Source organism: Aeromonas sp. QDB20 (assembly GCF_027707805.1).
GTDB classification, from domain to species: domain Bacteria; phylum Pseudomonadota; class Gammaproteobacteria; order Enterobacterales; family Aeromonadaceae; genus Aeromonas; species Aeromonas dhakensis.
In genome coordinates, this window is the sequence record NZ_JAPCJC010000006.1 from 110,880 (window position 1) to 135,512 (window position 24,633).

Consider the following 24,633-nt stretch of genomic DNA (forward strand, 5'->3'; position numbering starts at 1 on the left):
AGCTCTCTTCTACTACACCTTCCCAGTATGTCAGGCTCGAGGAACGAAGCCGACTACATCATATACGCTGGCCAGGGTTTTTTCAGCCCTTTCCCGCGCCTTTTGTGCACCTGCCGCCAAAATGGCCTGCAGATGAGCCTCATCCTGACGCAGCTCGTGGAAGCGCGCCTGGATCGGCTCCAGCAAGGCAACCACGGCCTCGGCGGTTTCGGTCTTGAGGTGACCGTACATCTTGCCTTCGAAATGCTGTTCCAGCTCGGGGATGGAGCGACCTGTCACCCCGGACATCAGGGTCAGCAGGTTGGAGACCCCCGGCTTGTTCTCCGGATCGAAACGCACCACCGCCGGCTCATCGGAGTCGGTCACCGCGCGCTTGATCTTCTTGACGATCTGCTTGGGATCTTCCAGCAGGCCGATGAAGTTGGCCTCGTTGTCATCCGACTTGGACATCTTCTTGGTCGGATCCTGCAGGCTCATCACCCGGGCGCCTTCGGTCGGAATGAAGGGCTCCGGCAGGGTGAACACCTCGCCGTAGAGGTTGTTGAAGCGGGTGCAGATGTCGCGGGTCAGCTCCAGGTGCTGCTTCTGGTCGTTGCCCACCGGCACCTGATTGGCCTGATAGAGCAGAATGTCGGCCGCCATCAGCACCGGATAACCGAACAGGCCGACGTTGACGTTGTTCTCGAAACGGGCGGACTTGTCCTTGAACTGGGTCATGCGCGACAGCTCGCCCATCTGGGTGTAGCAGTTCAGGATCCAGCCAAGCTCCGCGTGCTGCGGCACGTGGGACTGGATGAAGACGGTGCTCTTGGCCGGATCGATCCCCACCGCCAGATAGAGGGCGGCGGCGTCCAGGCAGGCCTTGCGCAGGGCGGCCGGATCCTGGCGGGTGGTGATGGCGTGCAGATCGACGATGCAGTAGAGGCAGTCGAAGTCATCCTGCATGTTGACCCACTGACGCAGGGCCCCCATGTAGTTGCCGATGGTCAGCTGGCCCGACGGTTGGGCCCCGCTCAATACGATAGGTTTAGTCATCAGAGTGTTGATCCTTGTTATTCGGCCTGCCTGGCCAGCTTATTCGGCCAGCAGCGCGTCGAGCTGGGCAAACTGCTCGCATACCCAGTCCGGGCGGGAATCTGCGATGGGACGGCCGTAGTTGTAGCCGTAGGTCAGCCCCACCACCTTCATGCCGGCAGCCTGGGCGGCCAGCACGTCATTTTCGGAGTCGCCCACCATCAGGGTACGCGACGGGCTGACGCCCAGCTCGTGGCAGGCCAGCAGCAGCGGTTCCGGGCTCGGTTTCTTGACCGGCACGCAGTTGCCCCCCAGCCAGAGCGCGAAGCAATCGGCGATGCCGAGGGCATCGAGGATCGGCTGCACGAAGTGGCTCGGCTTGTTGGTCACTATTCCCTGCCGGTAGCCCAGCGCCTGCAGGCGGCGCAGGCTCTGCTCAACCCCGTCATACATGGCCAGCCCTTCCAGCAGGCAGGCCTGATAGTGACGGTCAAACAGCGGACGGGCGCCGGCAAACAGCTCGGGCGCCGCGCGATAGTCCAGCGCCCGCTGGATCAGCTTGTCGGCGCCGTTGCCGACCCAGGTCCGCACCACGGCCTCGTCGGCCTCGGCCAGCCCGAGTTCGGTCAGCGTACGGTTGACCGCCAGCGCCAGTTGCGGGGCGCTGTCGATCAGGGTGCCGTCCAGATCGAACAGCACCAGGTCAAAATCACGTTCAGCGTTTGACATGAGAGAGCTCCGCCCGCATCTCGTCGATCACCGCCTTGTAGTCCGGGCGGCTGAAGATGGCAGAGCCGGCCACGAACATGTCGGCACCCGCCTGGGCAATTTCACGGATGTTCTCCACCTTGACCCCGCCGTCGATCTCGAGACGGATGTCACGGCCGCTCTCGTCGATCAGGCGGCGCACCTGGCGCAGCTTGTCGAGGGTGCCGGGGATGAAGCTCTGGCCACCGAAGCCCGGGTTGACCGACATCAGCAGGATCACGTCCAGCTTGTCCATCACGTATTCCAGGCAGGTGAGCGGGGTGGCCGGGTTCAGCACCAGACCGGCCTGGCAGCCCTGCTCCTTGATGAGGCCCAGGGAGCGGTCGACGTGATCGGACGCTTCCGGGTGGAAGGTGATGAGGGAGGCACCAGCCTTGGCAAAGTCGGGAATGATGCGATCCACCGGCTTGACCATCAGGTGCACGTCAATGGGGGCTTCGATACCGTAGTCACGCAGGGCCTGACAGACCATGGGGCCTATGGTCAGGTTGGGCACATAATGGTTGTCCATCACGTCGAAATGGACCACGTCGGCACCGGCGGCCAACACCTTGGCGACATCGTCCCCCAGACGGGCAAAGTCGGCGGAGAGGATCGAGGGGGCAATCAGAAAGTCTTTCATCAGCGTCATCCATTGGCAGCGTGGCAGAAAAAGCGGCGCAATTTTACCGCAAACGAGCGCCGAAAACGACCCGCACACGGTATGGAAAAAGCGGACGCCATCATCACCGCAAGCGGACGCTGAAAACGCCCCATACGCAATACGGAAAAAGCGAACGCCATCATCACCGCAAACGAGCGCCGAAAACGACCCGCACACGGTATGGAAAAAGCGAATGCCATCATCACCCGCGGGAGACATAAAAAACGGCACCCAAGGTGCCGTCTGTCTCAGCCGAGTGGCGCCAGTTCGGCGTCGCTCGGGTAGTAGCCCTGCTCCGGCTCGATGCCGGGCGGATAGAGCGCCAGCAGCTCGGCTACCTTGTTGCGGGTGCCACCGTTGCGGCTGATGGTGCGTTTGACCAGGATCTCGTCGAGACGGGCGCCGCGATAGAGTTCGCGGGTCAGCTCGATGTCGTGGTTGCTGATGAGCACGGGCACCCCTTTGCGGGCCGCGGTGTGGCGGGCCAGCCTGGCCAGCACGGCCTGATCGTCCAGGGTAAAGCCGCCGGCCGAATAGGTGGTGAAGCTCGCCGTGGTGGAGAGCGGCGCATAGGGCGGATCGCAATAGATGACCCAATCCTCTTCGGCGCGCTGGATGGCGTCGGCATAACTTTCACAGATGAAGGTCGCCTTCTGCGCCTTCTCGGCGAAGGCCCACAGCTCTTTTTCCGGGAAATAGGGTTTCTTGTAGGAACCGAACGGGACGTTGAAGCCCCCTTTCTTGTTGTAACGGCACAGGCCGTTGAAACCGTGCCGATTCAGAAACAGGAACAGCAGAGCACGCTCGAAACTGGTATCGGCCTGATTGAACTGGGTACGCAGCCGGTAGTAGGCGGCCTTGTGGTTGTGCTCGGCCACGAACAGCTTGCGCGCCTCGGCGATGAAGCTGTCCGGCGTCTGCTTGAGGTGGTTGTAAAGCCCGATCAGATCCGGATTGATGTCGTTGAGCACATAGGCGTCGTAGTCGGTGTTGAGAAACACGGACCCGGCCCCGACGAAGGGCTCCAGCAACACACGCCCGGCCGGCAAACGCTCGGCAATCTCTTCAACCAGGGAGTATTTTCCCCCGGCCCATTTTAAAAAAGCGCGTGTTTTTTTCATGGAAATCCGGTGTTAAGAAGGCATCGACCAAAAAAGGGGGACGATTCTACCCCCTTCCCGGCCAAAATGGCTATTGCTTCAACTCTTTTTGTACCTGCGCAAACGACTTGGGCCAGGGTTGACCCTTCAGCAAGGCGGGCGACAGCTTGCGAATGGCGGCCTTGGCCTGGTTGCTGCTGGCGTAGTCCCCCTGCAGCACCACGTACCAGGGGCTGCCGCGGAACTGGGTCTGATAGACCCAGATCTTGCCGGCCAGACCATTCTCGGCCACGAACTTGTCGACCGCCTTGGTGTTGCTCGCCCCCATCAGCTGGATGCTGTAGTGGCTGCGCGGCTTCTTGTTCAGGGTAGCGGCGGGAGTCAGCGCCACTTTGGGCGCCGGAGTCGCCAGCGGCTCGGCGGCAGCCGGTTTGACCACCGGCTTGCTGGTAGCCTGCGCTGACTGAGCCTTGGCGGCTGTTACTGGCTGGGCAGCCTGGGCGGTGGCATTGGGTATGGCCGCCTGCTTGGCTGGCGCATCCTGGGTGGCTGCCGCCCGGGAATCGGCACCGGTCAGCTCATCCACCACCGCCGTGGGCAGGGCCCCGCTGACGTTGGGCTGCTTCATCAGCTTCTCGACCACCTCGTCGGAGATCACCACCCGGCGCCCCTCGTAGTTGGTCGATTCGGTGGTAACCGTGTCGCTCTCCACCGCCTTGGGCAAGGCCTTGGCATCGGGCTGCCAGTCACGAACCACACCACCCTGATTGGTGGCGGCACCATCATTGTTCACACTCTGATTGCCGTTCTGGCTACTGTTGTTGCCGCCGACGGTGAGCGGATCGCCACCCGACACGGGGATCGGCAGCGCCGTGCTCTGGGCGGGTTCAGACACGGCCCCTTTGTCGTCACTGCTGAACAGGGCCGGCAGCAGATAACTCAGGGCCAACAGGCCGCCGGCAACCAGTGCCAGCAGGGTCGCAATCTTCTTGACGGGCAACTCGGCCTGACGTTTCTTGGGCCTTCTGTCGGTCATGATATCCTCCAGTAACTGCATGATGGTGGACGGATGTCCATTCGCCACTTTCAGGATCTCTTCCACTTTCGGCTTGGGCAAGAGGGCTGTCGGGATCTTGAGCTCTTTGGCCTTCTCATACAAGAAGATGCGTTGTTCGGGGGCGCTCAGCGGCGCGACTTCCAGCTCCAGTGCCGGCATGGCACGCCCTTTGAGCAACGCCTTCTGGGTGCGACACCAGACGTCACTGCCGGACACCATGATCGCCAGCTGATGGGGCACAGCCAGGGTGTCGTTGTGGCGGCACAGACTCCACAGCTCGCCAACCAGTTCGGCCGGCAGCTCGTCTGCCCGTTCGATCAGCAGCAGCAGGGTGGCCGGTTTGCCCTCCAGCATGCGAAAGAAGCTGTCTGCCAGCGCATCCTGTGGATTGAACAGCGGGCGGGCCACCACCTGGGGCAGCAACAACTGGCGCACGTCCACCATCTTCATGGCCGGACTGCCGATCAGGCTGGCGACGCGGACTTTTTCAGGCAGGCTATCGAGCATGGCCTGACACAAGGTGCCGCGACCACTGCCGGGTTTGCCGGAAAGAAAAATGAAAGGATGATTGAATTCAATCAGATGCAGCAGCCGGTCAACCAGCTGCCGCTGGGAAGGAAGCTTCAGCAGTTTATTTGTCACGACCAGACTCGATCACCGCCAGCAGTTCAGCATCGGAGACATCGGCCACCACCTGGGCATGACCGATGCCAACCGGCAGCACCAGACGCAGTTTGCCTTCCAGCACCTTCTTGTCGCGGCGCATGTGGCGAATGAAGGCGGCAAAATCCATCTCGGGCGGTGCCTGTACCGGCAGGTTGGCCGCCAGCAGCAGCGCCCTGATGCGGGCTACGTCCTGCTCGGTCACATCGCCACGGGCCTGTGCGGTCCAGGCAGCCAGCATGGTGCCCGCCGCCACGGCTTCGCCGTGCAGCCAGTTGCCATAGCCCTTTTCGGCTTCGATGGCATGGCCGAAGGTATGACCCAGGTTGAGCAGGGCACGCACGCCATGTTCGGTTTCGTCCTGACCGACCACATCGGCCTTGATTTCACAGCAGCGGCGGATGGCATAGGCCAGCGCGGCCGGCTCCTGCGCCTGCAGACGGGACATGTTGGCTTCGAGCCAGCAGAAGAATTCGACATCCCAGATGATGCCGTACTTGATCACCTCGGCCATGCCGGCGGCGAATTCACGGGCAGGCAGGGTCTGAAGGCACTCGGTGTCGATGACCACGTGTCTGGGCTGATAGAAGGCCCCGATCATGTTCTTGCCGAGAGGATGGTTGACGGCGGTCTTGCCGCCGACGGAGGAGTCAACCTGGGAGAGCAGTGTGGTAGGCACTTGAATGAAAGGAATGCCACGCTGGTAGCTTGCCGCAGCAAAGCCGACCACGTCACCTATCACACCGCCCCCCAGGGCGATCAGAGTGGTATCACGGCCATGGTTGGTTTCCAGCAGAGCGGACATGATCCGCTCGAAGGTTGCCAGGTTCTTGTAGGCCTCGCCATCCGGCAGGATCAGGTGTTCAACCTGATAACCGGACAGCAGCTGGGTAATGCGCTCAAGATACAAGGGGGCGACAACGGTGTTGGTCACTATCATGACCCGCTTGCCCTTGATGGTTTGCGTCAGCACCTCTGCATGCTGCAACAGACCTGCCGCTATCTCGATGGGATAGCTGCGTTCACCCAGTTCGACCTTCAACCTTTCCATGGACGTCCTCTTGATTACATGCCGATCAACTTGACGATTTGATTGGCAACAACTTTTGCGCTCTGGTCATCAGTCTGGATGACAAAGTCAGCCACTTCTTCGTACAGGGCGTTGCGCTCTTGCGCCAGACGCTCGAGTACCTCGCGCGGCGGCTCTTCGGTTTGCAGCAGCGGGCGACGTTTGTCACGTTGCGTCCGGGCCAGCTGCTTCTCAATGGTGGTCTCGAGGTACACCACGATGCCGCGAGCAGAGAGTTTGTTGCGTGTTTCACGGCTCTTGATGGCACCGCCACCCGTTGCCAGCACGATACCCTGCTGTTCGGAAAGGTCACCAATGACCTTCTCTTCGCGGATCCGGAAACCCTCTTCGCCTTCAACATCGAACACCCAGCCGATATCGGCACCACTGCGGCGCTCAATCTCATGATCTGAGTCGAAAAACTCCATATGCAGTTGTTCTGCCAGATGTCTACCTATGGTGCTCTTGCCCGCACCCATGGGACCTATCAGGAAAATATTGCGTTTCTCAGCCATGTCTTTTCGTTAGTAATTACAAACTGTACGACCCCGACAAACTCTCGATCGGGGTACCTATGAACCTTATCTTGCGATGGATCAGGAGGGGGATTATCTCAATAGAAATCAGGACTGGCAACCGCAGCCCTTACGCCCCAGCCTCATTGGGGCGTAAGGTTATATGTGTTTTACCTTCACATGTAAAGTCTTCAGAAAGTCTCGGTGACTATCTTCGGTGTCACGAAAATCAGCAGCTCCCGCTTTTTGTTCGCGCTGGTCGTCTTGCGAAACAGCACCCCCAGACCCGGGATATCACCCAGCAGGGGGACCTTGGTCACATCGTTGGTAATGGTCTGCTGATAGATACCGCCCAGCACCAGCGTCTCGCCATTGTTGACCAGCACCTGGGTGGTGATCGACTGGGCGTTGATGGAGACGGCATCACCGGTACCGGTAGGTACGGTTTCACCCTTGGTGTCCTGGGTCACGGTCAGATCCAGGATCACCCTGTTGTCGGGGGTGATCTGCGGTGTCACTTTGAGACTCAGCACTGCCTTCTTGAAGGTGACCGAGGTAGCCCCGCTGGAGGAAGATTCCACATAGGGTATCTCGGTCCCCTGTTCGATCAGCGCCGGCTTCTGGTTGGCCGTGGTCACCCGGGGACTGGCGATGATCTCGGCCTTGCTCTCCTTCTCCAGTGCCGACAACTCGAGATCCAGCAAGGTGCCGTTCGCCAGCCGCGCCACCTGGAAGGCTAGAGTACCGGCGGCGTTGGTCACCGGCAGGTTGACGTTCAGCCGATCGTCCACCCCGGGACGGGTAATGGTCGAGCCACCGTTGTTGTTGCCAGAACCATCATTGCCCTCGATGGAGCCCGAGGTACTGTTGCCGTGACCGTCGTTCTTGGTCACCCCCCAACGCACCCCGAGTGCCTCGTCGAAGCCGTCGTCTATGGTCACCATGCGCGCTTCGATCACCACCTGCTTGACCGGGATATCCAGAATATCCAGCATGCGCTTGATGTTGCTGATGACGTCGGCGGTGTCCTTGACTACCAGCACGTTGGTCCGCTCATCCACGCTCACCGCCCCCTTGGCAGAGAGCAGCTTGGTGCTTTCAGACGAAAGCAGCGCCGCCACCTCGGATGCCTTGGCATAGTTGATCTGCAGGTATTCGGTGTAGAGCGGAGCCAGATCGGCGACCTGATTGCGACTCTCCAGCTGCTGTTTCTCGCGGGCGGCAATCTCTTCTGCCGGTGCAACCAGCAGAATGTTGTTGTCGAGCCGCTTGTCGAGTCCACGCACCTTCAAGATGATGTCGAGGGCCTGCTCCCAGGGCACCCCATCCAGCCGCAGGGTGATGTTGCCCGACACCGAGTCCGTGGTTACCAGGTTGAGATTGTTGAAATCCGCGATGAGCTGCAACACGGTTCTGACCGGAATATCCTGGAAATTGAGAGAGATGGGTTTGCCCTGATACTGCTTGCCGGCACTCGCTGCGGTGCGCTTTTTCACCTCGACGATGAACATCTTGTCTGCCTGGTCGTAGCGATAATCAAACTGGCCATTGACCGACAGCTCGAACAGGGTGTCATTGCCCTGGCGAAACACCTCAACCTGAGAAACAGGGGTGGCAAAATCCTGCACATTGATCAGATTAAGCAGGTCGTCCGGAACCCGAGTGCCGTGAAACTTGGCCAGCACAGTCTGACCGCGGCTGCTGACGTCCACGGCGGCTGAGCTGTTATCCAGCGTCACCAGAAATTCCCCCTGTCCGTCCTTGCCACGTCGAAAATCCACGCCTTTGACGGAGTTGAAGTAAGCGCCACTGGCCGAAGTTTGCGGGGTTGGCAACACAGGTTTGCTGGCAACCGGCGCCACCACCGGAGCACTCTGGCGGGCAAGCTGCTGGCTGTTGATCAAGGCCGACGAAGTTGCCGGCTGGGTATTGATAAGGGCGGACGAGCTCTGCTGGCGGGCCACCATCCCGGAGGAAGAGGTCGTGGTTGGCAGCGGCATGGCCGCCTTGTCCCCCAATGCAACCAACAGCTTGTTGCCCTGCTGGTGCACCTGATAGGGAGTCAGTTGATCGAGCGCAATCTTGATATCGAGACCCGCACCCTTGCCCTCTACCTTGATGTTATCCACCCCCTGCTGCTTGATGGGCAGGGGATTCACATTGAGTGCCCCCACCGCCCCCGGCACATGCAGCAGCAACTGGTTGGGTTCATAGGAGAGCCGATCGGTAAACCCGCTGACCGGTTCACTGAAACTCAGCTCCAGCAGCAGTTGATCGGCCATCAGCGGATTGACTTTGACCTCCTGCAGGGTGGCCACCGCCCAGGCCTGGCCCCATGCACCGACGCAAAACAGCAGGGCCACTCTGGTTGCCTTACCTATTGTTGTTCTCATCGCAGTTCATCCCTGATTATCGTTTTGCTTCAAGATTGGCCATGCCCAGCTGGGTTTCTCGAGTCACCCAGCATCCCTTGCCGTCCGGTATAGTCTCAATCAAATCCACATAAGTGTCAGTGATCCTGATCACCCGCCCCTGATCCAGCCCCATATGCTGGTTGAGGCCCACCCGGATGGATTGACCATCCGGCGTTCTGATCAGGGCCCACAGCTGCCCCTGCTTGCCAAGGGAACCCTGCATGCTCAGGCTGGCCAGTGAATAGTTCTCCAGCACCTCTTTCTCTCTGTTGGCGACGATCTGGGCGCAATCCGGTTTCACCTTGGCATCCGTCTTGGCACTGCTGGCCTCGGGCTGGGGAGCGATGAAGGGACTGCGCTGATCACTGAGATGATAAGCCATGGGAGAGAAGGGCTTTATTTCGGGAAGCGGTTCAATGGGGACCGGCTTTCTGGCCTTCACCTCGGCCACGTAATTATCCATGTCATCCTGACCGCCGCAGGCCGTCAGCAACAATGCCGGCAACAGAACGCAGAGTATCCTCATTTTTTCTGCTCCACCGTCTTGCCGTTATATTTATAGGTCTTGGCCAGCATCGACATGGCGATCATGTCATCCTGCTCCTTGCCCTGACCCAGCGTGAACGACTCCAGAATGACGATCCTTGGCAAGGCCGCCATGTCAGCCGTGAACTTGCCGATCTCATGATAGGTGCCCACCACTTCTATTCGCATGGGCAGCTCGGTGGAAAACTCGTGCTTGATCTCCGGCTCCCAGTTGATGCGATTCAGCTTGAGGCCGTTGTCGGTGGCGATGAAGCTGATGTCATCCAGCAGCCCGGCCACTTCATGGGTATTGGGCAGCTGTTTTAGCTGGGTATCGACCAGTTGTTCAAGCTGCACCATCTGCGCCTTGTAGGCACCGAGATTGGCAGCCAGCATCGCCTTGCTCTCAAACTGTGACTTGAGCTCCGCCTCCTTGTCGGTTTCCTGGGTCAACAGAGTCAGCGACTTGGCAATCACGTAGTAATAGATGGCGCCCCCAAGCAGGGCGCAGAAGAACAGGATGAAGATCCCCTTGGCCAGTTTGGGCCAGCTGGCAATGTTGTTGAAATCAAGTTCGTTGAGCTGTTGCAGGTTCATTTCTGCCCCTTAGCCATCTCGAGGCTGGCTCCAGCCGCCACGGCGACCTTGAACATCATGGAAAACTGGCTGAGCGAAACAGGTGCCACGTCAGCCGCAAAGATGGTGCTGATCTGCGACTGTCCCAGCCAGCCGGAACCATCGATGCGACGCATCATGCTGGCCACCCTGCCATAGGCTTCGGTCTTGCCGTTCACGTCGATCCGGTTGTCCTGCAGGGCCAATGTATTGAGATACACCCCATTGGGTACCAACGAAGGCAGCTGGTTGAACAGACGAACCGGCAGGTTGCGACGCATCTGCAGATGCTCGATCAGCTGCATGCGGTCAATCAGCTCCTTGCGCCGCTCCTTGAGCAGGCGGATCTCGCCAAGCTGGGCATCGAGTATGGTCATCTCCTGCTGCAGGCGCTGGTTGCGCTGCTGCTGATGGCCGATCTGCTGTTCCACCAGCCAGTCGGCAGCAAAACCGAGGGATGCCGTGATGGCCATGAAGATACCTAACATGACGCCGAACTGCTTCTTCTGACGCAGCGCCCTGGCTTCACGCCAGGGAAGGAGGTTTATATTTGACATGGCGTGAAGCTCCTCAATGCCAGACCCAGCGCCGTCATGTACTTGGCACCATGGGCCGCGACCTCTCCCTTGGGTTTGCCGAACAGGGTAAAGGGATCGGGATGCAACACCTCGCAGCTGAGCTCGTTACCAATCTGAGCCGCCAGCCCGGGCAGCAAGCTGCCCCCTCCGCTCAACACCAGTTTGGAGAGCTCCCGGTGGCCGGAAGAGCTGCAAAATAGCTGGACGTTGCGCCGCACCTGCTGCAGCAACGCATTCATGTGGGGCAGCAACACATCCAGCTCGTGATCGATCGGCAACTTGCCCTGCAGCTTGGCCTGCTCGGCATCATCCAGAGAGAGGCTGTAGAAAGAGGCCAGTGCCTGGCTGTATTGGTCGCCACCGAAGTTCTGCAAGCGGGAGTAGATCACCTCCCCCTTCACCAGCGCGGCAAATGTCATGGCGCTGGCGCCGATGTCGATGACACCGACCGGTTTGTCCCACTCCTGCAGCTCAGGCAGACAGGCGAGTACCGCCCGCCCCAAGGCGTGTGCCCCGACATCCACCACCTTGGTGGTCATGTCGGCTTCCGCCAGCGCGGTGACCCGACCATTCACGCTCTCGGTGCGGGCCGCGCTCAGCAGCACCTCCTGGCGCTCCTGATCGGCGACCTTGCCCAGGATCTCGAAATCCAGGCTCACTTCATCGAGGGGGAAAGGAATGAGTTGTTCAGCCTCAAGCTGGACCTGATTTTCCAGCTCGCTTTCACTCAGGCTGGCATCCACCTGAATGACCTTGGTGATCACGTTGGAGCCGGTGACGGCAGTAGCCACATACTGGCTGCTGCCCGAGATGAGGCGCTTGAGGCCCTTGAGAGACTGGCCGACCCGCTCGATATCCTGCAGCTGATAATCGACCAGGGTGCCTTTGGGAGTGGCAACCTCCGCCACGGATTCGAGGTGCAGCTTGCCGGGACGGCCGGTGATGGTCACGGCCTTGATGGTCTGACTTCCAAAATCAATGCCTGCCAGTGGAAGCAGAGAACCCTTGTTGAATAGCCCAAACATATACACATCCATGCGTTATATGGGTTTTAGGATTGATTGTAGGACAGCTAATCAGAAGATGATGGCTTAACTCATCCTAAATGCTCTATCTATCAATGTCATAAAGTTTATGCCGAAAAGTGATGCAACTCGCTTTCCGAGCCGCGCCCTCCTCCCCTTGGTTATTGAGTCGCAGAGTGCTAACCTCCCGCCTCTTCTCGAGGAGCCGGACCGTCGTCAGGAAAACCTCGAATTCACGAAGGCAAAAGGGCTATACTCTGCGCCCGTTGGCTAATTTTAAGACGATTGGTAGTTCTTCCATGCTGAAATGGCTCGTACGCCTGTTTATTGTCATGATGCTGGGTGCTGTGCTGGGTGTTGCCAGCCTCATCGGTATCTACTTCTACATCAAGCCCCAGTTGCCGGATGTGACCGCACTGCGCGACGTCAAGCTGGCCACCCCGATGAAGGTGTACAGCCGGGATGGGGAATTGATCTCCCAATTTGGCGAAATTCGTCGCATCCCCCTGCATCTGGATGAAATTCCCCAGTCCATGATCGATGCGGTGCTCGCCACCGAAGATGCCCGCTTCTACGAGCACCCCGGCATCGACCCCATCGGCATTCTGCGGGCTGCCACCGTCTGGGCCGTCTCCGGCCAGGCACGCCAGGGCGCCAGTACCATCACCCAGCAGGTTGCCCGCAACTTTTTCCTGAGCAACGAGAAGACCCTGGTGCGCAAGATCAAGGAGGTCTTCCTGGCCTGGCGCATCGAGCAGAACCTCTCCAAAGACGAGATACTGCAGCTCTACCTCAACAAGATTCCGCTCGGCTATCGGGCCTTCGGGGTCGGCGCCGCCGCCCAGGTCTACTTTGGCAAGGAGGTGAAAGAGCTCACTCTGGACGAGATCGCCATCATTGCCGGTCTGCCCAAGGCCCCCTCCATGCTGAACCCGATCCGTTCGCCGGAGCGGGCCTTCGCCCGTCGCAACGTGGTGCTGGGTCGCATGCTGGAGACCGGCAAGATCACCCAGGCCCAGTTCGACGAAGCCTCCAAGATGCCGATCAAGGCCCGTTATCACGGTGCCGAGACCACCCTCAACGCCCCCTATCTCGGCGAGATGGTGCGCCAGAAGATGGTGGAGCAGTTTGGAGAAGACGCCTACACCATGGGCCTGCACGTCTACACCACGGTCACCGCCAAGCGTCAGCGGGCTGCCCGTCAGGCTCTGCTCGACGGCGTGTTCGACTATGACACCCGCCATGGCTACAAGGGGGTGACCGCCCAGCTGTGGAAGAGCGGCGAGGCCGACTGGGATTACGACAAGATCATGGCCCATCTGACCAAGCAGCCGACCTATCAGCCGCTGATGGCCGCCGTGGTCACCAAGCTGGGTGACAAGAGCGCGACCATAGTGCTGAAAAACGGCAAACAGGCCGAGCTTGGCTGGAACGGCATCAAGTGGGCTCGTTCTTTCATCACCGACGATCGTCAGAGTTTTGCCCCGAAATCGGCACGGGACGTACTCAAGGTCGGCGCCCAGATCTGGGTACGGGAGAAGGGTGAAGAGCTGCTGCTCTCCCAGATCCCCGAGGTCAACGCCGCCCTGGTGGCCATGAATCCGCAGGATGGCGCCATCGAGGCGCTGGTCGGCGGTTTCAGCTTCGAGTTGTCCAAGTTCAACCGGGTCGATCAGGCACGTCGCCAGATAGGCTCCAACATCAAACCTTTCCTCTATGCCACCGCGCTGGAGCAGGGCTATACCCTGGCCTCGCTCATCAACGATGCGCCGATCAACCAGTGGGATCCCTCCAAGGGCCCCATGTGGCAGCCCAAGAACTCCCCGGCTATCTATGACGGCCCCACACCGCTGCGCCTTGGTCTTGCCAAGTCGAAGAACGTGATGTCGGTCCGGCTGATGCGCGCCATCGGGCTGGATACCTATATCGACGGTCTGACCCGCTTCGGCTTTGCCCGCGACACCATCTCGCCCAACGAATCGCTGGCGCTGGGCGCGGCCGAGTTCACCCCGCTGGAAGTGGTGCGCGGCTATTCGGTGCTGGCCAACGGCGGCTTCCAGGTCACCCCCTACTTCATTACCGAGGTGACCGACAGCTTCGGCGCGCCTCTCTATCAGGCCAACCCGGCCGCCGCCTGCCGTGATTGCGGCGTACTGGCCGCCGCCGGTCTGGACAGCGCGGATGCCTATGCCAATACGGCCCCCGACTGGAAGGCCCAGTGCCCCATCGATCCCGTCGTGCCCAACAACATGGCGCCGCAGACCATCAGTGCCCAGAGCGCCTTCCTGGTCACCGATACCCTGACCACCGCCATCTGGGGCGGCAATGGCTGGCGCGGCACCGGCTGGCGGGCGGCTCGCGATCTCAAGCGCCACGATATTTCGGGCAAGACCGGGACCACCAACGAGTCGCGCGATGCCTGGTTCTCCGGCTATACCCCGAACCTGGTCGCCACCTCCTGGATCGGTTTTGACAACCACCAGCGTGGCCTGGGCCGGGCCGAGTTTGGCGGCGGCGCCGCACAGCCCATCTGGATCGACTTCATGAAGACGGCGCTCAAGCAGATCCCCGAGCGCAAGATGCCGGTGCCGGAAGGGATCATCACGGTGCGCATCGACCGTGAAACCGGCCTGCTGACCAACCGCACCGATGGCAGCAGCACGGACGAGTTCTTCAAGGAAGGCACCGAACCGACCCGCTTCGCCACCCAGAGCTCGGATGGCAATCAGGTCTATGGCGGCGATGGCTCGGACACTGACGGCCCCGTCTCCACCGACGATATCTTCTAAGCAACCGCAGCAGACAAAAACCGGCGCCAAGGCGCCGGTTTTCTTTTGGTGAACACGAATGCGTTGTCGTCAGCCGAGCAGGTTTTTCATCAGGCTCGAGATGCGGGCGGCCAGCTCGTTGAAGCAGGGCCGGCGCACCGAGTAGTGGCGATAGAGCAGCGCTATGGTACGCCCCGGCACCGGATCGATCACCGGCCGGTAGCTCACGCCCCCCTCCTCGGTATTGGCTGGCACAGCGAGCCTGGGTACCAGCGTCATGCCGCTGCCGGCCGCCACCATGTTGCGCAGCGTCTCCAGGCTGGTGCCCTTGAAACGCTGATCCTCGCCGATGCCGGCGGCAAAACAGAAGCCCATCGCCTGATCCCGCAGACAATGGCCATCGGCCAGCATCAACAGCTTCTTGCCCTTCAGATTGCTGAGCGGCACCGCCTTGGCCCTGGCCTCCGGATGCTGCTGGGGCACCGCCAGCCACATGGGCTCCTGGTAGAGAGGGATGGAGCCAAACCCTTCCATCCCCTCCAGTTCGGCCAGGATCAGGCAGTCCAGCTCCCCCTCTTCCAGCCGTTTGAGCAGCACCTGGGTCTGCTCTTCATAGAGGTAGAACTCCAGCTTGGGAAAATGTTCGCGCAGATCCTGGATGATGTGGGGCAACAGATAGGGGCCGACGGTGGGAATGAAGCCGATGTGGATCTCGCCGGACATGGGTTCGGCAAAGTGCTGGCCTATGCTCTTGAGTTCGCGCACCTCTTTGAGCACCTTGCGAGCCTGCTGCGCCATGGCATCGCCAGCCGGGGTGAACAGCACCTTGCGGGAGGTGCGCTCGATCAGGATCACCCCCAGCTCATCCTCCAGCTTGCGCAGCTGGCCGCTCAGGGTCGGCTGACTGACGAAACAGCGCTCCGCCGCCTTGCGAAAGTGCTTCTCCTCTTCCAGCGCCACCAAATACTCGAGATCGCGAAGGTTCATACATCCAGAATCCTGCCAACCAATGGGGCCATTAGCATGCCCAAGAACGGCGGGAGGGACAAGGGATGGTGAGATTGGACAGACCATGCACAGGGGATAAATAAAACGGGCCCGGATCCGGGCCCGTCGGGTCAGCGTCGCCTCATCACACCCGGAAGCGACGTACCAGCTCCTGCAGCTGGGTGGCCAGATGGTTCAGGTCGTTGCAAGCCTGCGCCATCTGGGTCGCCCCGGCCGCCACCTCTTCCGAGGCATGGCTGATATTGACCACGTTGCGGTTGAGCTCTTCACTCACCGCCCCCTGCTCTTCGGTGGCGGTCGCGATCTGGATGTTCATGTGGGAGATGCTCTCCACCGAGCCGCTGATCTCGGAGATGGACGCCCCCGCCTCACGCGCCGTACTGACGGTGGAGTTCATCATGTCCTGACTTTGCTGCATGGTGGTGCCGGCCTGCTCGGCCCGCTGCTGCAGCTCGGCAATGATGGTGTTGATCTGGGAGGTGGAGTCCTGGGTCCGTTTCGCCAGGGTGCGCACCTCGTCGGCCACCACCGCAAAACCGCGCCCCTGTTCCCCGGCCCGGGCCGCCTCGATGGCGGCGTTCAGTGCCAGCAGGTTGGTCTGCTCGGCGATCCCGCGAATGACCTCCAGCACCATGCCGATGTTGCGGCTGTCGTCACCTAACTGATGAATCACCACGGCGGTGCTCTCGATGGCACCGGCCACCTGCTCAATGCGCTTGATGGAGTCGTTGACGGTGCGGGCCCCCAGCTCGGCGGTGCTGCTGGCGGCGCTGGCGGCACTGGCGGCATCGCTGGTGTTGCTGGACACCTCCTGCACCGTCGCCTGCATCTCGTTCATGGCGGTGGCCAGCTGGTTCAGCTCGTGCTGCTGGCTGTTCATGTTGTTGGCGGACTGACGGGCCACCGCACTGATCTCCTCGGCCGCTGAGCTCAGTTGCACCACGGATCCGGAGACTTCACTGACCAGATTGCGCAAGTTTTTCTGCATCTCGCCAAAGCCCTTGGCCAGTTGACCCAGTTCGTCATTGTTGAACTGGCTGGTGTCAAGATGGGTCGCCAGATCACCTCCCGACACTTTACCAACCACCTCCAGCAACGCGTTGACCGGGCGCTTGATCTGTTGAGTCAGATACCAAGCCACCAACACCACGAAAAGCAGCGTCACGAGTCCAATCGCTATGCTGAGCAGTTTGGCTGACTCATATGATTGCTCACTGCTGGTATGCATGGCACTACCAATGCGGTCGTTAATTTCGCGCAACGTCATTGTGAGCTGAGTGGTCTGGTCCAACGTAGTGCGGGTAATGCCATCCCGATACTCGCCAATCTTGGCGCCTTCGTTGTTCATGACCGCTTGATACAGCTGATCATGGGCGCTGAAATAGGCCTCTCCTGCTGGTTGCAAGGCACGATAGGTCTGCTCTTCTTCTGCGTCGTTGAAAGCCAAACGGCCATAATCCGACAACGCTTTTAGAAAGCGAGCCTTGGCATCCGAGAAACTGTCGTTCCGTTTGGCGATATCCGCCTGGTCATTGTTGGTCAACGCAATGACCATGGCCAGTTCGGCTCGACGCGCATCCAGCAGCGCAACGTGCATTTGGCTGGCATAGCGAATGGAAGGCACCAGGTTATTGACAATAAGCTGAGTGTTCGCATTCAGGTAGGAGAGCCTGGAGATCCCAAATCCGGCGATGACCAGCACCAATAATGCCAACACCGCAAAACCGGCGCTCAACTTCTGACCTATAGACATATTTTTGAACATGATTGGTATCCTTGGCGGCTAGACGCAAGCCCCTGACATCGAACGTCCGGGCTATCCCCATAGAGCATAGCGCGATGATTGCAAGCGGATGATTTTCATACTATCCGCTGCTCAATATATCGTCCTGCCCGGGGATAGCATGAGGGCCGCCCTGGCAGGAAAATCCACTCAGGACTCATCCGATCAAGGTTATCTTCGGCAGGATACCAATTCCCCCCTCAGCGCCCCATCAGCTGCTGGATATGGCGGTCAAATGCCTGGGGCTCGCCCAGGAAAGAGGACGCTGACAAGGGCGTTACCTTGTCCCCCTGCACCAGCCCCAGAGTCGGGTAACCCTGCCCGCCGAGACGACGCATCCAGACCTGGCTGTCCGCCAGATGGCTTGCCAGATCGACCGCCTGATAAGCCTGCACGAAGGTCTCCTGCGCAATGCCCTGCTCCGCCGCCAGGCTGGTCAGATGCTCGAGAGAACCGATCCAGATGCCATCGCGATAGTGGGACTGCTGGATGCGGTGCAGCATCACCAACCCATTGCCCCCCAGGGATGCCACCGCCAGGATGGCGCGGATCGGCTGCTCCGAGTCCAGCAGCAGCCCATCGCGCAGCAGCAGCTCGTTGAAATAGCGCTCGCCAAAGGGCTGACCGGTCAGCGCCTGGATCCGCTCGTCATGGGGGCGCACATAGTCGCGCAGCGCCTGACCCATGGCCTGGCGGCGACCACCCAGCCAGAGGCCGCCGGCATGCAGTTCGATCTGCAAGCCGGCGACATCGGCCGCGGCTTTCAGCAGCGGGGCGGCACCATAGCACCAGCCACAGAGGGGGTCATAGACATAATGGAGGGTTGTTTGCACTTCGTTCATCATCATTCTCGCTGCAATTCTGGATAAAAAACCGGGCCCTAAGGCCCGGTAAAAAAACACAGGGAAGTAGGCGTCAGGGGGTTACCACTTCATCTCGCCGGTATTGACCTTGGCACCGATGGCCAGACCATCGTCGACCGGCAGGGACGGGTAAGCCTTCTTCAACGCTTCAATCAGCTGCCCGGAGTTCTTGGCCTTGGCCAGCTCCTGCTCAAAGCGCTCTACGTAGTCACGGGTGAAGGTCACGGCTTCGGTACCCTTGGGCGCAGTCCCCAGGAAGTGACCCGGCACCACGCGCTCAGGCTTCAGCGCCAGCAGATTGTTCAGCGCCTTGACCCAGTTGCTGCGAGCGACCTTGGTCTGACTGTCCGCCATCCACACATGTACGCCGCTGTAGACCGGCACACCACCAAAGGCAGTCTTGATGGATGGCGCCCACAGGTAGGCATTCGGAGTGTTCATCTCCTTGATCTCGATCTTCTCGCCATCCAGGGTCAGGTGGCTGGCCGTCATCACTTGCGGTACGGTCAGGCTCTTGGGTGCACCCTTGCCCAGAATGGGGCTCCAGTAGCTCAGCTTGGCATCCTTGGTCTGGTTGATGTGGTCAACCACATGCTGGTCGGCCAGTACCTTGACGTCGGGGAACGCGGCCATGACAGGTTCCAGACCGAAGTAGAAGTCGGGGTCACCGGCACTGATATAGACGGTGGTCAGTTTCTTGCCGCTCTTCTTGATCATATCCACCAGCGCCTGACCGTTTTGCACGTCAAACTGGGCATCGATCAGGATAGCCTCCTTGTCACCGGCCACCAGGGAAGAGGAGACCGGGAAGATGGCCTTCTCGCCAGGGTTGTAGACAGTTACGGTCAGCGGGGCGGCCATGGCGGCACCGCTCAGCAGGGTGGTAGCCAGGGTCAGATTGCGGATCAGGGTATTGTTCATCGGGTATTCCTCATCAAGTCATCAGGGGTTCATCAGATGGACACAGTTTATTGGATCACTTTCGGTACAAATACAGCATAATGAGCGCATCACTGTTGCATTAATCGAACATATAGAGAGCCTGAACATGGATCGACTGACCGCATTGCGGGTCTTTGTCAGCGTAGTCGAACAGGGCAGCCTGAGCGGCGCCGGGGAGAAACTGGAGATGTCGCGCGCCATGGTGACCCGCTATCTGGCGGAGCTGGAGCAGTGGATGGGGGCGCGGCTGCTGCACCGCACCACCCGCCGGCTCAGTCTGACCGGCCCGGGAGAAGAGGCGTTGAACCGGGCCCGGGCCATGCTGGCGCTGGGGGAAGAGATGGAGCAGATCGCCGTGCGCGGCGACGAGGCGCCCAAGGGGCAGTTGCGCATCACCAGCAGCTATTCGCTCTCGGAAGCCCTGCTGGTGGGGGCCGCCAACGACTACCTGGCGCGCTATGCGGGCACCGCCATCGATATCCTGCTACTGGACCGGACCGTCAACCTGGTGGAGGAGCGGATCGATCTCGCCATCCGCATCACCAATGATCTCGATCCCAACCTGGTGGCCCGCCGGCTCGGCACCTGCCACTCCGTGGTCTGTGCCAGCCCGGCCTATCTGGCCAGGCACCCGACACCGCACAAGGTGCAGGAGCTCGCCCTGCACAACTGCCTCACCTACACCTATTTCGGCAAGAGCCTGTGGGAATTTCAGGGGCCGGACGGGCCCGAATCTGTGCCGGTCAGCGGCAACCTCAGCGCCAACATCTCCAACCTGTTGCTGGAGGCGACCCTGGAAGGTGCCGGCATCAGCCTGCAGCCTCGCTATTCCGCCCAGCCCCATCTCGAGACCGGCACTCTGGTACCGCTGCTGGAGCAGTGGCAGCCCAAGCGACTCGGCGTCTACGCCGTCTATGGCACCCGCAAGCAGATGTCACCGCTGTTGCGCAGCTTCCTCGACTTTATGGTGGAACGCATGGCCGCCGACCCCATGTGGCGTGATTAAACCGGCATGAAAAAGGGGCCAGCAGGCCCCTTTCGTTCAATATGCCAGACTCGCTGGCCGCATTCAGGCTTCGAAACCGCTCAGCGGGGCATCGGCCGGCGTCTCCTGCGCCACATCCAGGAAGATCTCCCGATATGCCACATAGATGGAGTAGTTGAGGGCCGGGATCACCACCAGCAGCCCCACCAGCATCAGCGCCGCACCAAACAGCATCAGGATGGCGGCGACTATGCCCCACCAGAGAAAGGGCCACATGTTGGTCAGGCAGCCTTTGAAGCTGAGCTTGGCCGCCTGCAGGATCCCCACGTCGTGGAAATAGATGAGCGCGGGGGCGAAGGTGATGGCCATCAGCACCGGGATCAGCAGCGCCAGCCCCAGCAGCAGGCAGAGCAGCAGCCCCTGGGCCTGGGCCGCCGTGACCACCAGGGATTCGGGATCCTGGGTCAGCAGGGAGGTAAGCCCCCACATGGAGAGCAGCCCCAGGCAGATGAGACCGATCAGGCTGAACAGAGCCAGCACCAGCAGGCCCCCCAGCATCAGCGGGGTCAGCTTGTGGCGAAAACCGGAGAAGAAGTCGGCGAAGCGCAGCGGGTTGCCTTCATAGCCGTGGTGGGCCACCGCCACCCAGCCGGCGCCCCAGACCATGTAGAGCAACTGGGAGATGAGGCTGCCCGCCGGCAGGCGCTCCAGCAGCAGACCGACCGCAAACCAGACGAGAACCATGGCGACGCTGGCCCCCATCCCCTTGTTGAAGATATCGAAGCCGGACCGCACCCAGACCCAGCCACGCCCTATGGGGTGACGGGCGGGTGCTGTGCGCAGGGGGGACAATCCATTCATAACAGTTCCTCGGATGAAAACGGCTGGTTGCCGATTCTAGAGCCATGGGGCCCCCGACTCAATGGCGGGCCGCCGTCGACACCGCAGGTGCACGTCATGGCTGCTTGTATCAGACGTTACGGTTATCATAAGAGACCCCTCTGCAAGGGGCGTTCACTTATTCAAGAGAATCCAAAATGCGTACATCTCACCTGGCGCCGCTGCTGCTGGCCTCCCTGTTGCTCAACCTCTGGCAGTGGCAAGCCGACCACACCGTCGCCCAGCCGGAATCAGACGCCGCCGGCACCGCCCGCTCAGCCCAGTGCGACGCGTCAGCTTCCCAGAGCAGCAGCCAGAACCCGGGGCAAAGCCTGCTGGCCAAGCTGCCCGGCAAGGGCCCCCAGAGCGAGCCAGCGCCCACCCAGGAGGCGCTCCCCCCCAATCCAGAGCTGGAAGCCGCCATCAGCCAGTGGAGCCAGTCGAGCGAAGGGTCCGTGCTGATCGAACGGCTCTATGACGCCGAACAGGGCAGCCAGCTCACCACCGTCTTCGATCGGCTCGACATCGTGGAGGACGTGCGCGGCCAGGTGCAGGAGCAGCTGCGCGAGCTCTATCGCCTCGGCTTCGATCATCCCGACGCCTATGAGCAGGAAAGCCAGCGCATCTGGAGCAACCTCAGCAACCTGCTGGGGGAGGATACCCGCACCCGGCTCGAGCAGGAGATCTACTCGGGCGACACCAACCGCCTGCTGGAGATCCAGGGCCGCCTGGCGGAGCGCGGCGAGCTGCTGGCACCGGCCCAGCGCCAATCCCTGACGCGCCTGTTGAGCGAGGCGAACCAGCAGCTGGCCCAACAGGAGAGCGGCGATGCCGGCACCTATCTGGAGAACCAGCGCGCCTATACCCAGCGGGTACTGGAGAGCAGCCGCGGCTTCCTGAGCCCGGATCAGCTCAAGGTGCTGCAAGACATGCTGGAGCTGGATCTGGTGCGCCAGGAGGTCTCGGTCCAGATGGAGGCCATCTACCAGCGCTTCCAGCCAGCCTCCTGATTTCGTTACCGTTTCGTCTTAGTCAACCCAGCCTGGAATCATCATGAGAGTCGTTTGTTGTCTATTGTTGCTGCTGGCCAGCCAGTCCGCCCTCGCCGAGGGCTTCATCAGCCGCCTGCTCAATCACCCGGTGCCGGGCGGTGTCGCCGTGGTGCCCCTTGGCAGCGAGGCACAGGCCCCGACCGCCCGCTATCAGGGCAAGCCGGTGCTGGTGGTGCGTGAAGAGGGCAAGCGCTGGATTGCCATCGTCGGCATCCCCCTCAAGAGCCAGCCCGGCCCCCACCAGCTGCAGGTGAGCGATGGCCGCACCCTCGACTTCACGGTCGGCAGCAAGCACTACCGCGAGCAGCACATCAAGCTCAAGAACAGCCGCCAGGTCAACCCGCTGGCCGAGGACATGGCCCGCATCAACCGCGAGCTGGCGGAGCAGACCCGCGCCTACCAGACTTTCAGTCCGGCCCAGCCCAGCAACCTGCTGTTCGACAAACCGGTGGAGGGCCCGCTCTCCAGCCCGTTCGGGCTGCGCCGCTTCTTCAACGGCGAGGAGCGCAACCCCCACTCCGGCCTCGACTTCGCGGTCGGTGCCGGCACCCCCATCAAGTCGCCGGCGGCGGGCAAGGTGATCCTGATCGGCAACTACTTCTTCAACGGCAATACGGTGTTCGTCGATCACGGCCAGGGGCTCATCAGCATGTTCTGCCACATGTCGAAGGTCGACGTGAAGCTGGGTCAGAGCCTGCCCCGCGGCGGCATCGTCGGCCGGGTCGGCGCCACCGGCCGCGCCACCGGTCCCCATATGCACTGGAACGTCAGCCTCAACGACGCTCGCGTCGACCCCGCCATCTTCATCGGTGCCTTCAAGCCCTGAGGCCGGAGACCTGTCGCGCGCAGGCAGGGGCGTTCAAAACGAAAAAGGCAGCCGAGGCTGCCTTTTTCATGGCCGAATGACCACCTGTCAGGCAGCGCTGTGCTGGCGTGCCTCCTTGCCCATGGCTCGCCACATCACCAGGACCAACAGGGTGCTGCAGGTGGGCAATGCCAGCCAGACGCCGGATACCCCCCACAGGGAAGAGAAGCCCCACAGAAAGCCGCCGATCAGCACCAGCTTGCCGCCGGTGAGCAGGGAGGCGACGCGGGCCCGATTGATGGCCTGGAAGTAGGTGGCCCCCACCAGCAGCAGGCCCTCCATCGGCAAGCCCCAGAAGTAGAGCCAGATGCCGAGGCTGGCCACTGGCAACAGGGCCGCGTTGTCACCGGCAAACAGGTAGACCACCCCCTCCGGCCAGAGATAGAGCGGCAACATGCCGCACAGGGCCACCAGCAGCGTCACCCCCAGCGCCAGGTTGCGCACCCGCAGCACCCGTGCCCAGTTGCTCGCCCCGGCGTTGAAGCTGGCGATGGGCTGGATGCCCATGGCGATCCCCTCGAAGATGAGATAGAAGAAGGCCTCGCTGTAGCTGATGACGCCGTAGGCGGCCACGTGCAGTGAAGTGCCGACCGAGAGCAGCGCCTTGTTGTGCAGCGCCAGCACCACCGACAGGTAGAGGTACATCAGAAAGCTCGACACCCCGAGTCGCAATGTCTCTCCCATCAGCCGCCAGTCGGGCTGCAGGGTATCCCAGCGAATGCGCAGCTGGCTGCGCGGCGTGAAGAAGTGCCACAGGCACAGGCCGCCGGTCACCGCCTGGGAGAGCATGGTGGCGATGGCGGCCCCCGCCAGTCCCCAGGGGATCACCGCCATCAGCAGATAGTCGAGCAGCACGTTGAGCACGCCGCCCCCCACCAGGATCCAGGTGGTGAGGCCGGGTCGCCCATCGTTGCGCAGCAGGGCGGTAAAGGCCATGGAGAGCACCGCGAACACCCCGAGCCAGGCGTACCACTGCAGATAGGCGTATCCGGCGTCGAAGATGGTCCCCTCCGCCCCCATCCACATCAGCATCTCGTCACCGTAGTGGATACCGATGAAGGCGAGCAGCGCCGAGGCGATGAGCACCATTACCAGCGCGTTGCCGACGATGTGACGGGCCCTGGTCTGCTCCCCCTTGCCCAGATAAAACGAGGCGAGCGCCGAGGAGCCCATGCCGATCAGCGCCCCCACCGCATAGAGCACGGCGCAGATGGGGTACGCCAGCATCATGCCGGCGAGGCCATCCTGGCCCAGAATATGGCCGACGAAGATGCCGTCTATGGTGACATAGATGCCGGTGACCAGCATGGCGGCCACGGTCGGAGTGACGTAGCGCCAGAACAGGCGGGAAAGGGGGGCCGTGCCCAGATCGACTGCGAACATAGGATGCTCAATGGAGGGGAAAACGGCCGGAATGATAGCCAAAGAGGGCCGGGATCGCCCGTTATTTATGTTACAAATCATTAATATGGAAAACTTTACCCGCCCAGGCCCCTGCTTTA

At 61.1% G+C, this 24,633-nt stretch carries 22 protein-coding genes; 4 read left to right on the forward strand and 18 right to left on the reverse strand.

What is annotated here, in order from left to right:
• Positions 1-30 precede the first annotated feature (30 nt).
• The 12 genes from trpS to tapM all read right to left on the reverse strand — a co-directional run bounded on the left by trpS (position 31) and on the right by tapM (position 11,998).
• On the reverse strand, positions 31-1,035 hold the full coding sequence (trpS, locus tag PG897_RS09650; protein WP_005298400.1) for a tryptophan--tRNA ligase: 1,005 nt from the start codon (positions 1,033-1,035) through the stop codon (positions 31-33).
• A 39-nt stretch (positions 1,036-1,074) separates the two neighbouring features.
• Positions 1,075-1,743, reverse strand: a complete 669-nt coding sequence (locus tag PG897_RS09655; RefSeq protein WP_017765004.1) for a phosphoglycolate phosphatase — start codon at positions 1,741-1,743, stop codon at positions 1,075-1,077.
• A complete protein-coding gene (rpe, locus tag PG897_RS09660) occupies positions 1,730-2,404 on the reverse strand; it encodes a ribulose-phosphate 3-epimerase (RefSeq protein WP_010633199.1) in 675 nt (224 codons plus the stop codon). The genes PG897_RS09655 and rpe overlap by 14 nt, the downstream gene beginning before the upstream one ends.
• Positions 2,405-2,673: 269 nt before the next feature.
• The gene (locus PG897_RS09665) at positions 2,674-3,546 is read right to left on the reverse strand and encodes a Dam family site-specific DNA-(adenine-N6)-methyltransferase (RefSeq protein ID WP_017765003.1); all 873 of its coding nucleotides are present in this window, start codon (positions 3,544-3,546) and stop codon (positions 2,674-2,676) included.
• 70 nt (positions 3,547-3,616) lie between these two features.
• Positions 3,617-5,224 (reverse strand): SPOR domain-containing protein, encoded by a 1,608-nt coding sequence (locus PG897_RS09670; protein ID WP_201881669.1) that lies wholly within the window; start codon positions 5,222-5,224, stop codon positions 3,617-3,619.
• Positions 5,214-6,296, reverse strand: coding sequence for a 3-dehydroquinate synthase (gene aroB, locus PG897_RS09675; RefSeq protein WP_017778955.1), 1,083 nt, complete (start codon positions 6,294-6,296; stop codon positions 5,214-5,216). The genes PG897_RS09670 and aroB overlap by 11 nt, the downstream gene beginning before the upstream one ends.
• Before the next feature lie 14 nt (positions 6,297-6,310).
• Complete coding sequence (aroK, locus tag PG897_RS09680) at positions 6,311-6,829, reverse strand: shikimate kinase AroK (RefSeq protein WP_005298388.1); 519 nt, start codon at positions 6,827-6,829, stop codon at positions 6,311-6,313.
• A 191-nt stretch (positions 6,830-7,020) separates the two neighbouring features.
• Positions 7,021-9,222: a type IV pilus secretin PilQ gene (locus PG897_RS09685; RefSeq protein ID WP_201881663.1), complete on the reverse strand. Its 2,202-nt coding sequence runs from the start codon at positions 9,220-9,222 to the stop codon at positions 7,021-7,023.
• Between the two features lie 16 nt (positions 9,223-9,238).
• The gene (locus tag PG897_RS09690) at positions 9,239-9,769 is read right to left on the reverse strand and encodes a pilus assembly protein PilP (protein ID WP_005298376.1); all 531 of its coding nucleotides are present in this window, start codon (positions 9,767-9,769) and stop codon (positions 9,239-9,241) included.
• Positions 9,766-10,365, reverse strand: coding sequence for a PilO family type IV pilus biogenesis protein TapO (gene tapO, locus PG897_RS09695; protein ID WP_005298374.1), 600 nt, complete (start codon positions 10,363-10,365; stop codon positions 9,766-9,768). Before tapO ends, PG897_RS09690 begins: the two co-directional genes overlap by 4 nt.
• Positions 10,362-10,940: a PilN family type IV pilus biogenesis protein TapN gene (gene tapN / locus PG897_RS09700; protein WP_201881661.1), complete on the reverse strand. Its 579-nt coding sequence runs from the start codon at positions 10,938-10,940 to the stop codon at positions 10,362-10,364. Before tapN ends, tapO begins: the two co-directional genes overlap by 4 nt.
• Positions 10,928-11,998, reverse strand: coding sequence for a PilM family type IVa pilus assembly protein TapM (tapM, locus tag PG897_RS09705; RefSeq protein WP_017787953.1), 1,071 nt, complete (start codon positions 11,996-11,998; stop codon positions 10,928-10,930). Before tapM ends, tapN begins: the two co-directional genes overlap by 13 nt.
• A gap of 287 nt (positions 11,999-12,285) precedes the next feature.
• Here tapM and PG897_RS09710 point away from each other — a divergent pair, with 287 nt between their 5' ends.
• Positions 12,286-14,775: a penicillin-binding protein 1A gene (locus PG897_RS09710; RefSeq protein ID WP_201881659.1), complete on the forward strand. Its 2,490-nt coding sequence runs from the start codon at positions 12,286-12,288 to the stop codon at positions 14,773-14,775.
• A gap of 69 nt (positions 14,776-14,844) precedes the next feature.
• Here PG897_RS09710 and oxyR read toward each other — a convergent pair whose 3' ends face one another.
• The 4 genes from oxyR to PG897_RS09730 all read right to left on the reverse strand — a co-directional run bounded on the left by oxyR (position 14,845) and on the right by PG897_RS09730 (position 19,329).
• Positions 14,845-15,741 carry a DNA-binding transcriptional regulator OxyR gene (gene oxyR / locus PG897_RS09715; RefSeq protein WP_201881658.1) on the reverse strand — a complete coding sequence of 299 codons (897 nt, stop codon included), beginning with the start codon at positions 15,739-15,741 and terminating at the stop codon, positions 14,845-14,847.
• 145 nt (positions 15,742-15,886) lie between these two features.
• Complete coding sequence (locus PG897_RS09720; protein WP_270828969.1) at positions 15,887-17,527, reverse strand: methyl-accepting chemotaxis protein; 1,641 nt, start codon at positions 17,525-17,527, stop codon at positions 15,887-15,889.
• A gap of 218 nt (positions 17,528-17,745) precedes the next feature.
• On the reverse strand, positions 17,746-18,393 hold the full coding sequence (locus PG897_RS09725; protein ID WP_201881657.1) for a DsbA family protein: 648 nt from the start codon (positions 18,391-18,393) through the stop codon (positions 17,746-17,748).
• A gap of 75 nt (positions 18,394-18,468) precedes the next feature.
• The gene (locus PG897_RS09730; protein ID WP_042049717.1) at positions 18,469-19,329 is read right to left on the reverse strand and encodes a Vmh family MBL fold metallo-hydrolase; all 861 of its coding nucleotides are present in this window, start codon (positions 19,327-19,329) and stop codon (positions 18,469-18,471) included.
• A gap of 127 nt (positions 19,330-19,456) precedes the next feature.
• Between PG897_RS09730 and PG897_RS09735 the strand changes: the two genes are divergently transcribed.
• Positions 19,457-20,356 carry a LysR family transcriptional regulator gene (locus PG897_RS09735; RefSeq protein WP_017764991.1) on the forward strand — a complete coding sequence of 300 codons (900 nt, stop codon included), beginning with the start codon at positions 19,457-19,459 and terminating at the stop codon, positions 20,354-20,356.
• 63 nt (positions 20,357-20,419) lie between these two features.
• Here the strand turns inward: PG897_RS09735 and PG897_RS09740 are convergent, their stop codons facing one another.
• The gene (locus tag PG897_RS09740; protein ID WP_017764990.1) at positions 20,420-21,196 is read right to left on the reverse strand and encodes a BPSS1780 family membrane protein; all 777 of its coding nucleotides are present in this window, start codon (positions 21,194-21,196) and stop codon (positions 20,420-20,422) included.
• 176 nt (positions 21,197-21,372) lie between these two features.
• Between PG897_RS09740 and PG897_RS09745 the strand changes: the two genes are divergently transcribed.
• Positions 21,373-22,224, forward strand: a complete 852-nt coding sequence (locus tag PG897_RS09745) for a hypothetical protein (protein ID WP_043171192.1) — start codon at positions 21,373-21,375, stop codon at positions 22,222-22,224.
• A gap of 43 nt (positions 22,225-22,267) precedes the next feature.
• Positions 22,268-23,092: a M23 family metallopeptidase gene (locus tag PG897_RS09750; protein WP_005298349.1), complete on the forward strand. Its 825-nt coding sequence runs from the start codon at positions 22,268-22,270 to the stop codon at positions 23,090-23,092.
• Between the two features lie 87 nt (positions 23,093-23,179).
• On the opposite strand, the gene PG897_RS09755 is transcribed toward PG897_RS09750, so the two are convergent.
• Positions 23,180-24,514, reverse strand: coding sequence for an MATE family efflux transporter (locus PG897_RS09755; protein ID WP_043171193.1), 1,335 nt, complete (start codon positions 24,512-24,514; stop codon positions 23,180-23,182).
• Positions 24,515-24,633: the final 119 nt, after the last annotated feature.

Excerpts from the sequence above, each read along its gene's own strand:
- trpS (WP_005298400.1), bottom strand. The coding sequence starts at position 1,035 with ATGACTAAACCTATCGTATTGAGCGGGGCCCAACCGTCGGGCCAGCTG.
- PG897_RS09655 (WP_017765004.1), bottom strand. The coding sequence starts at position 1,743 with ATGTCAAACGCTGAACGTGATTTTGACCTGGTGCTGTTCGATCTGGAC.
- rpe (WP_010633199.1), bottom strand. The coding sequence starts at position 2,404 with ATGAAAGACTTTCTGATTGCCCCCTCGATCCTCTCCGCCGACTTTGCC.
- PG897_RS09665 (WP_017765003.1), bottom strand. The coding sequence starts at position 3,546 with ATGAAAAAAACACGCGCTTTTTTAAAATGGGCCGGGGGAAAATACTCC.
- aroB (WP_017778955.1), bottom strand. The coding sequence starts at position 6,296 with ATGGAAAGGTTGAAGGTCGAACTGGGTGAACGCAGCTATCCCATCGAG.
- aroK (WP_005298388.1), bottom strand. The coding sequence starts at position 6,829 with ATGGCTGAGAAACGCAATATTTTCCTGATAGGTCCCATGGGTGCGGGC.
- PG897_RS09685 (WP_201881663.1), bottom strand. The coding sequence starts at position 9,222 with ATGAGAACAACAATAGGTAAGGCAACCAGAGTGGCCCTGCTGTTTTGC.
- PG897_RS09690 (WP_005298376.1), bottom strand. The coding sequence starts at position 9,769 with ATGAGGATACTCTGCGTTCTGTTGCCGGCATTGTTGCTGACGGCCTGC.
- tapO (WP_005298374.1), bottom strand. The coding sequence starts at position 10,365 with ATGAACCTGCAACAGCTCAACGAACTTGATTTCAACAACATTGCCAGC.
- tapN (WP_201881661.1), bottom strand. The coding sequence starts at position 10,940 with ATGTCAAATATAAACCTCCTTCCCTGGCGTGAAGCCAGGGCGCTGCGT.
- tapM (WP_017787953.1), bottom strand. The coding sequence starts at position 11,998 with ATGGATGTGTATATGTTTGGGCTATTCAACAAGGGTTCTCTGCTTCCA.
- PG897_RS09710 (WP_201881659.1), top strand. The coding sequence starts at position 12,286 with ATGCTGAAATGGCTCGTACGCCTGTTTATTGTCATGATGCTGGGTGCT.
- oxyR (WP_201881658.1), bottom strand. The coding sequence starts at position 15,741 with ATGAACCTTCGCGATCTCGAGTATTTGGTGGCGCTGGAAGAGGAGAAG.
- PG897_RS09720 (WP_270828969.1), bottom strand. The coding sequence starts at position 17,527 with ATGTTCAAAAATATGTCTATAGGTCAGAAGTTGAGCGCCGGTTTTGCG.
- PG897_RS09725 (WP_201881657.1), bottom strand. The coding sequence starts at position 18,393 with ATGATGATGAACGAAGTGCAAACAACCCTCCATTATGTCTATGACCCC.
- PG897_RS09730 (WP_042049717.1), bottom strand. The coding sequence starts at position 19,329 with ATGAACAATACCCTGATCCGCAATCTGACCCTGGCTACCACCCTGCTG.
- PG897_RS09735 (WP_017764991.1), top strand. The coding sequence starts at position 19,457 with ATGGATCGACTGACCGCATTGCGGGTCTTTGTCAGCGTAGTCGAACAG.
- PG897_RS09740 (WP_017764990.1), bottom strand. The coding sequence starts at position 21,196 with ATGAATGGATTGTCCCCCCTGCGCACAGCACCCGCCCGTCACCCCATA.
- PG897_RS09745 (WP_043171192.1), top strand. The coding sequence starts at position 21,373 with ATGCGTACATCTCACCTGGCGCCGCTGCTGCTGGCCTCCCTGTTGCTC.
- PG897_RS09750 (WP_005298349.1), top strand. The coding sequence starts at position 22,268 with ATGAGAGTCGTTTGTTGTCTATTGTTGCTGCTGGCCAGCCAGTCCGCC.
- PG897_RS09755 (WP_043171193.1), bottom strand. The coding sequence starts at position 24,514 with ATGTTCGCAGTCGATCTGGGCACGGCCCCCCTTTCCCGCCTGTTCTGG.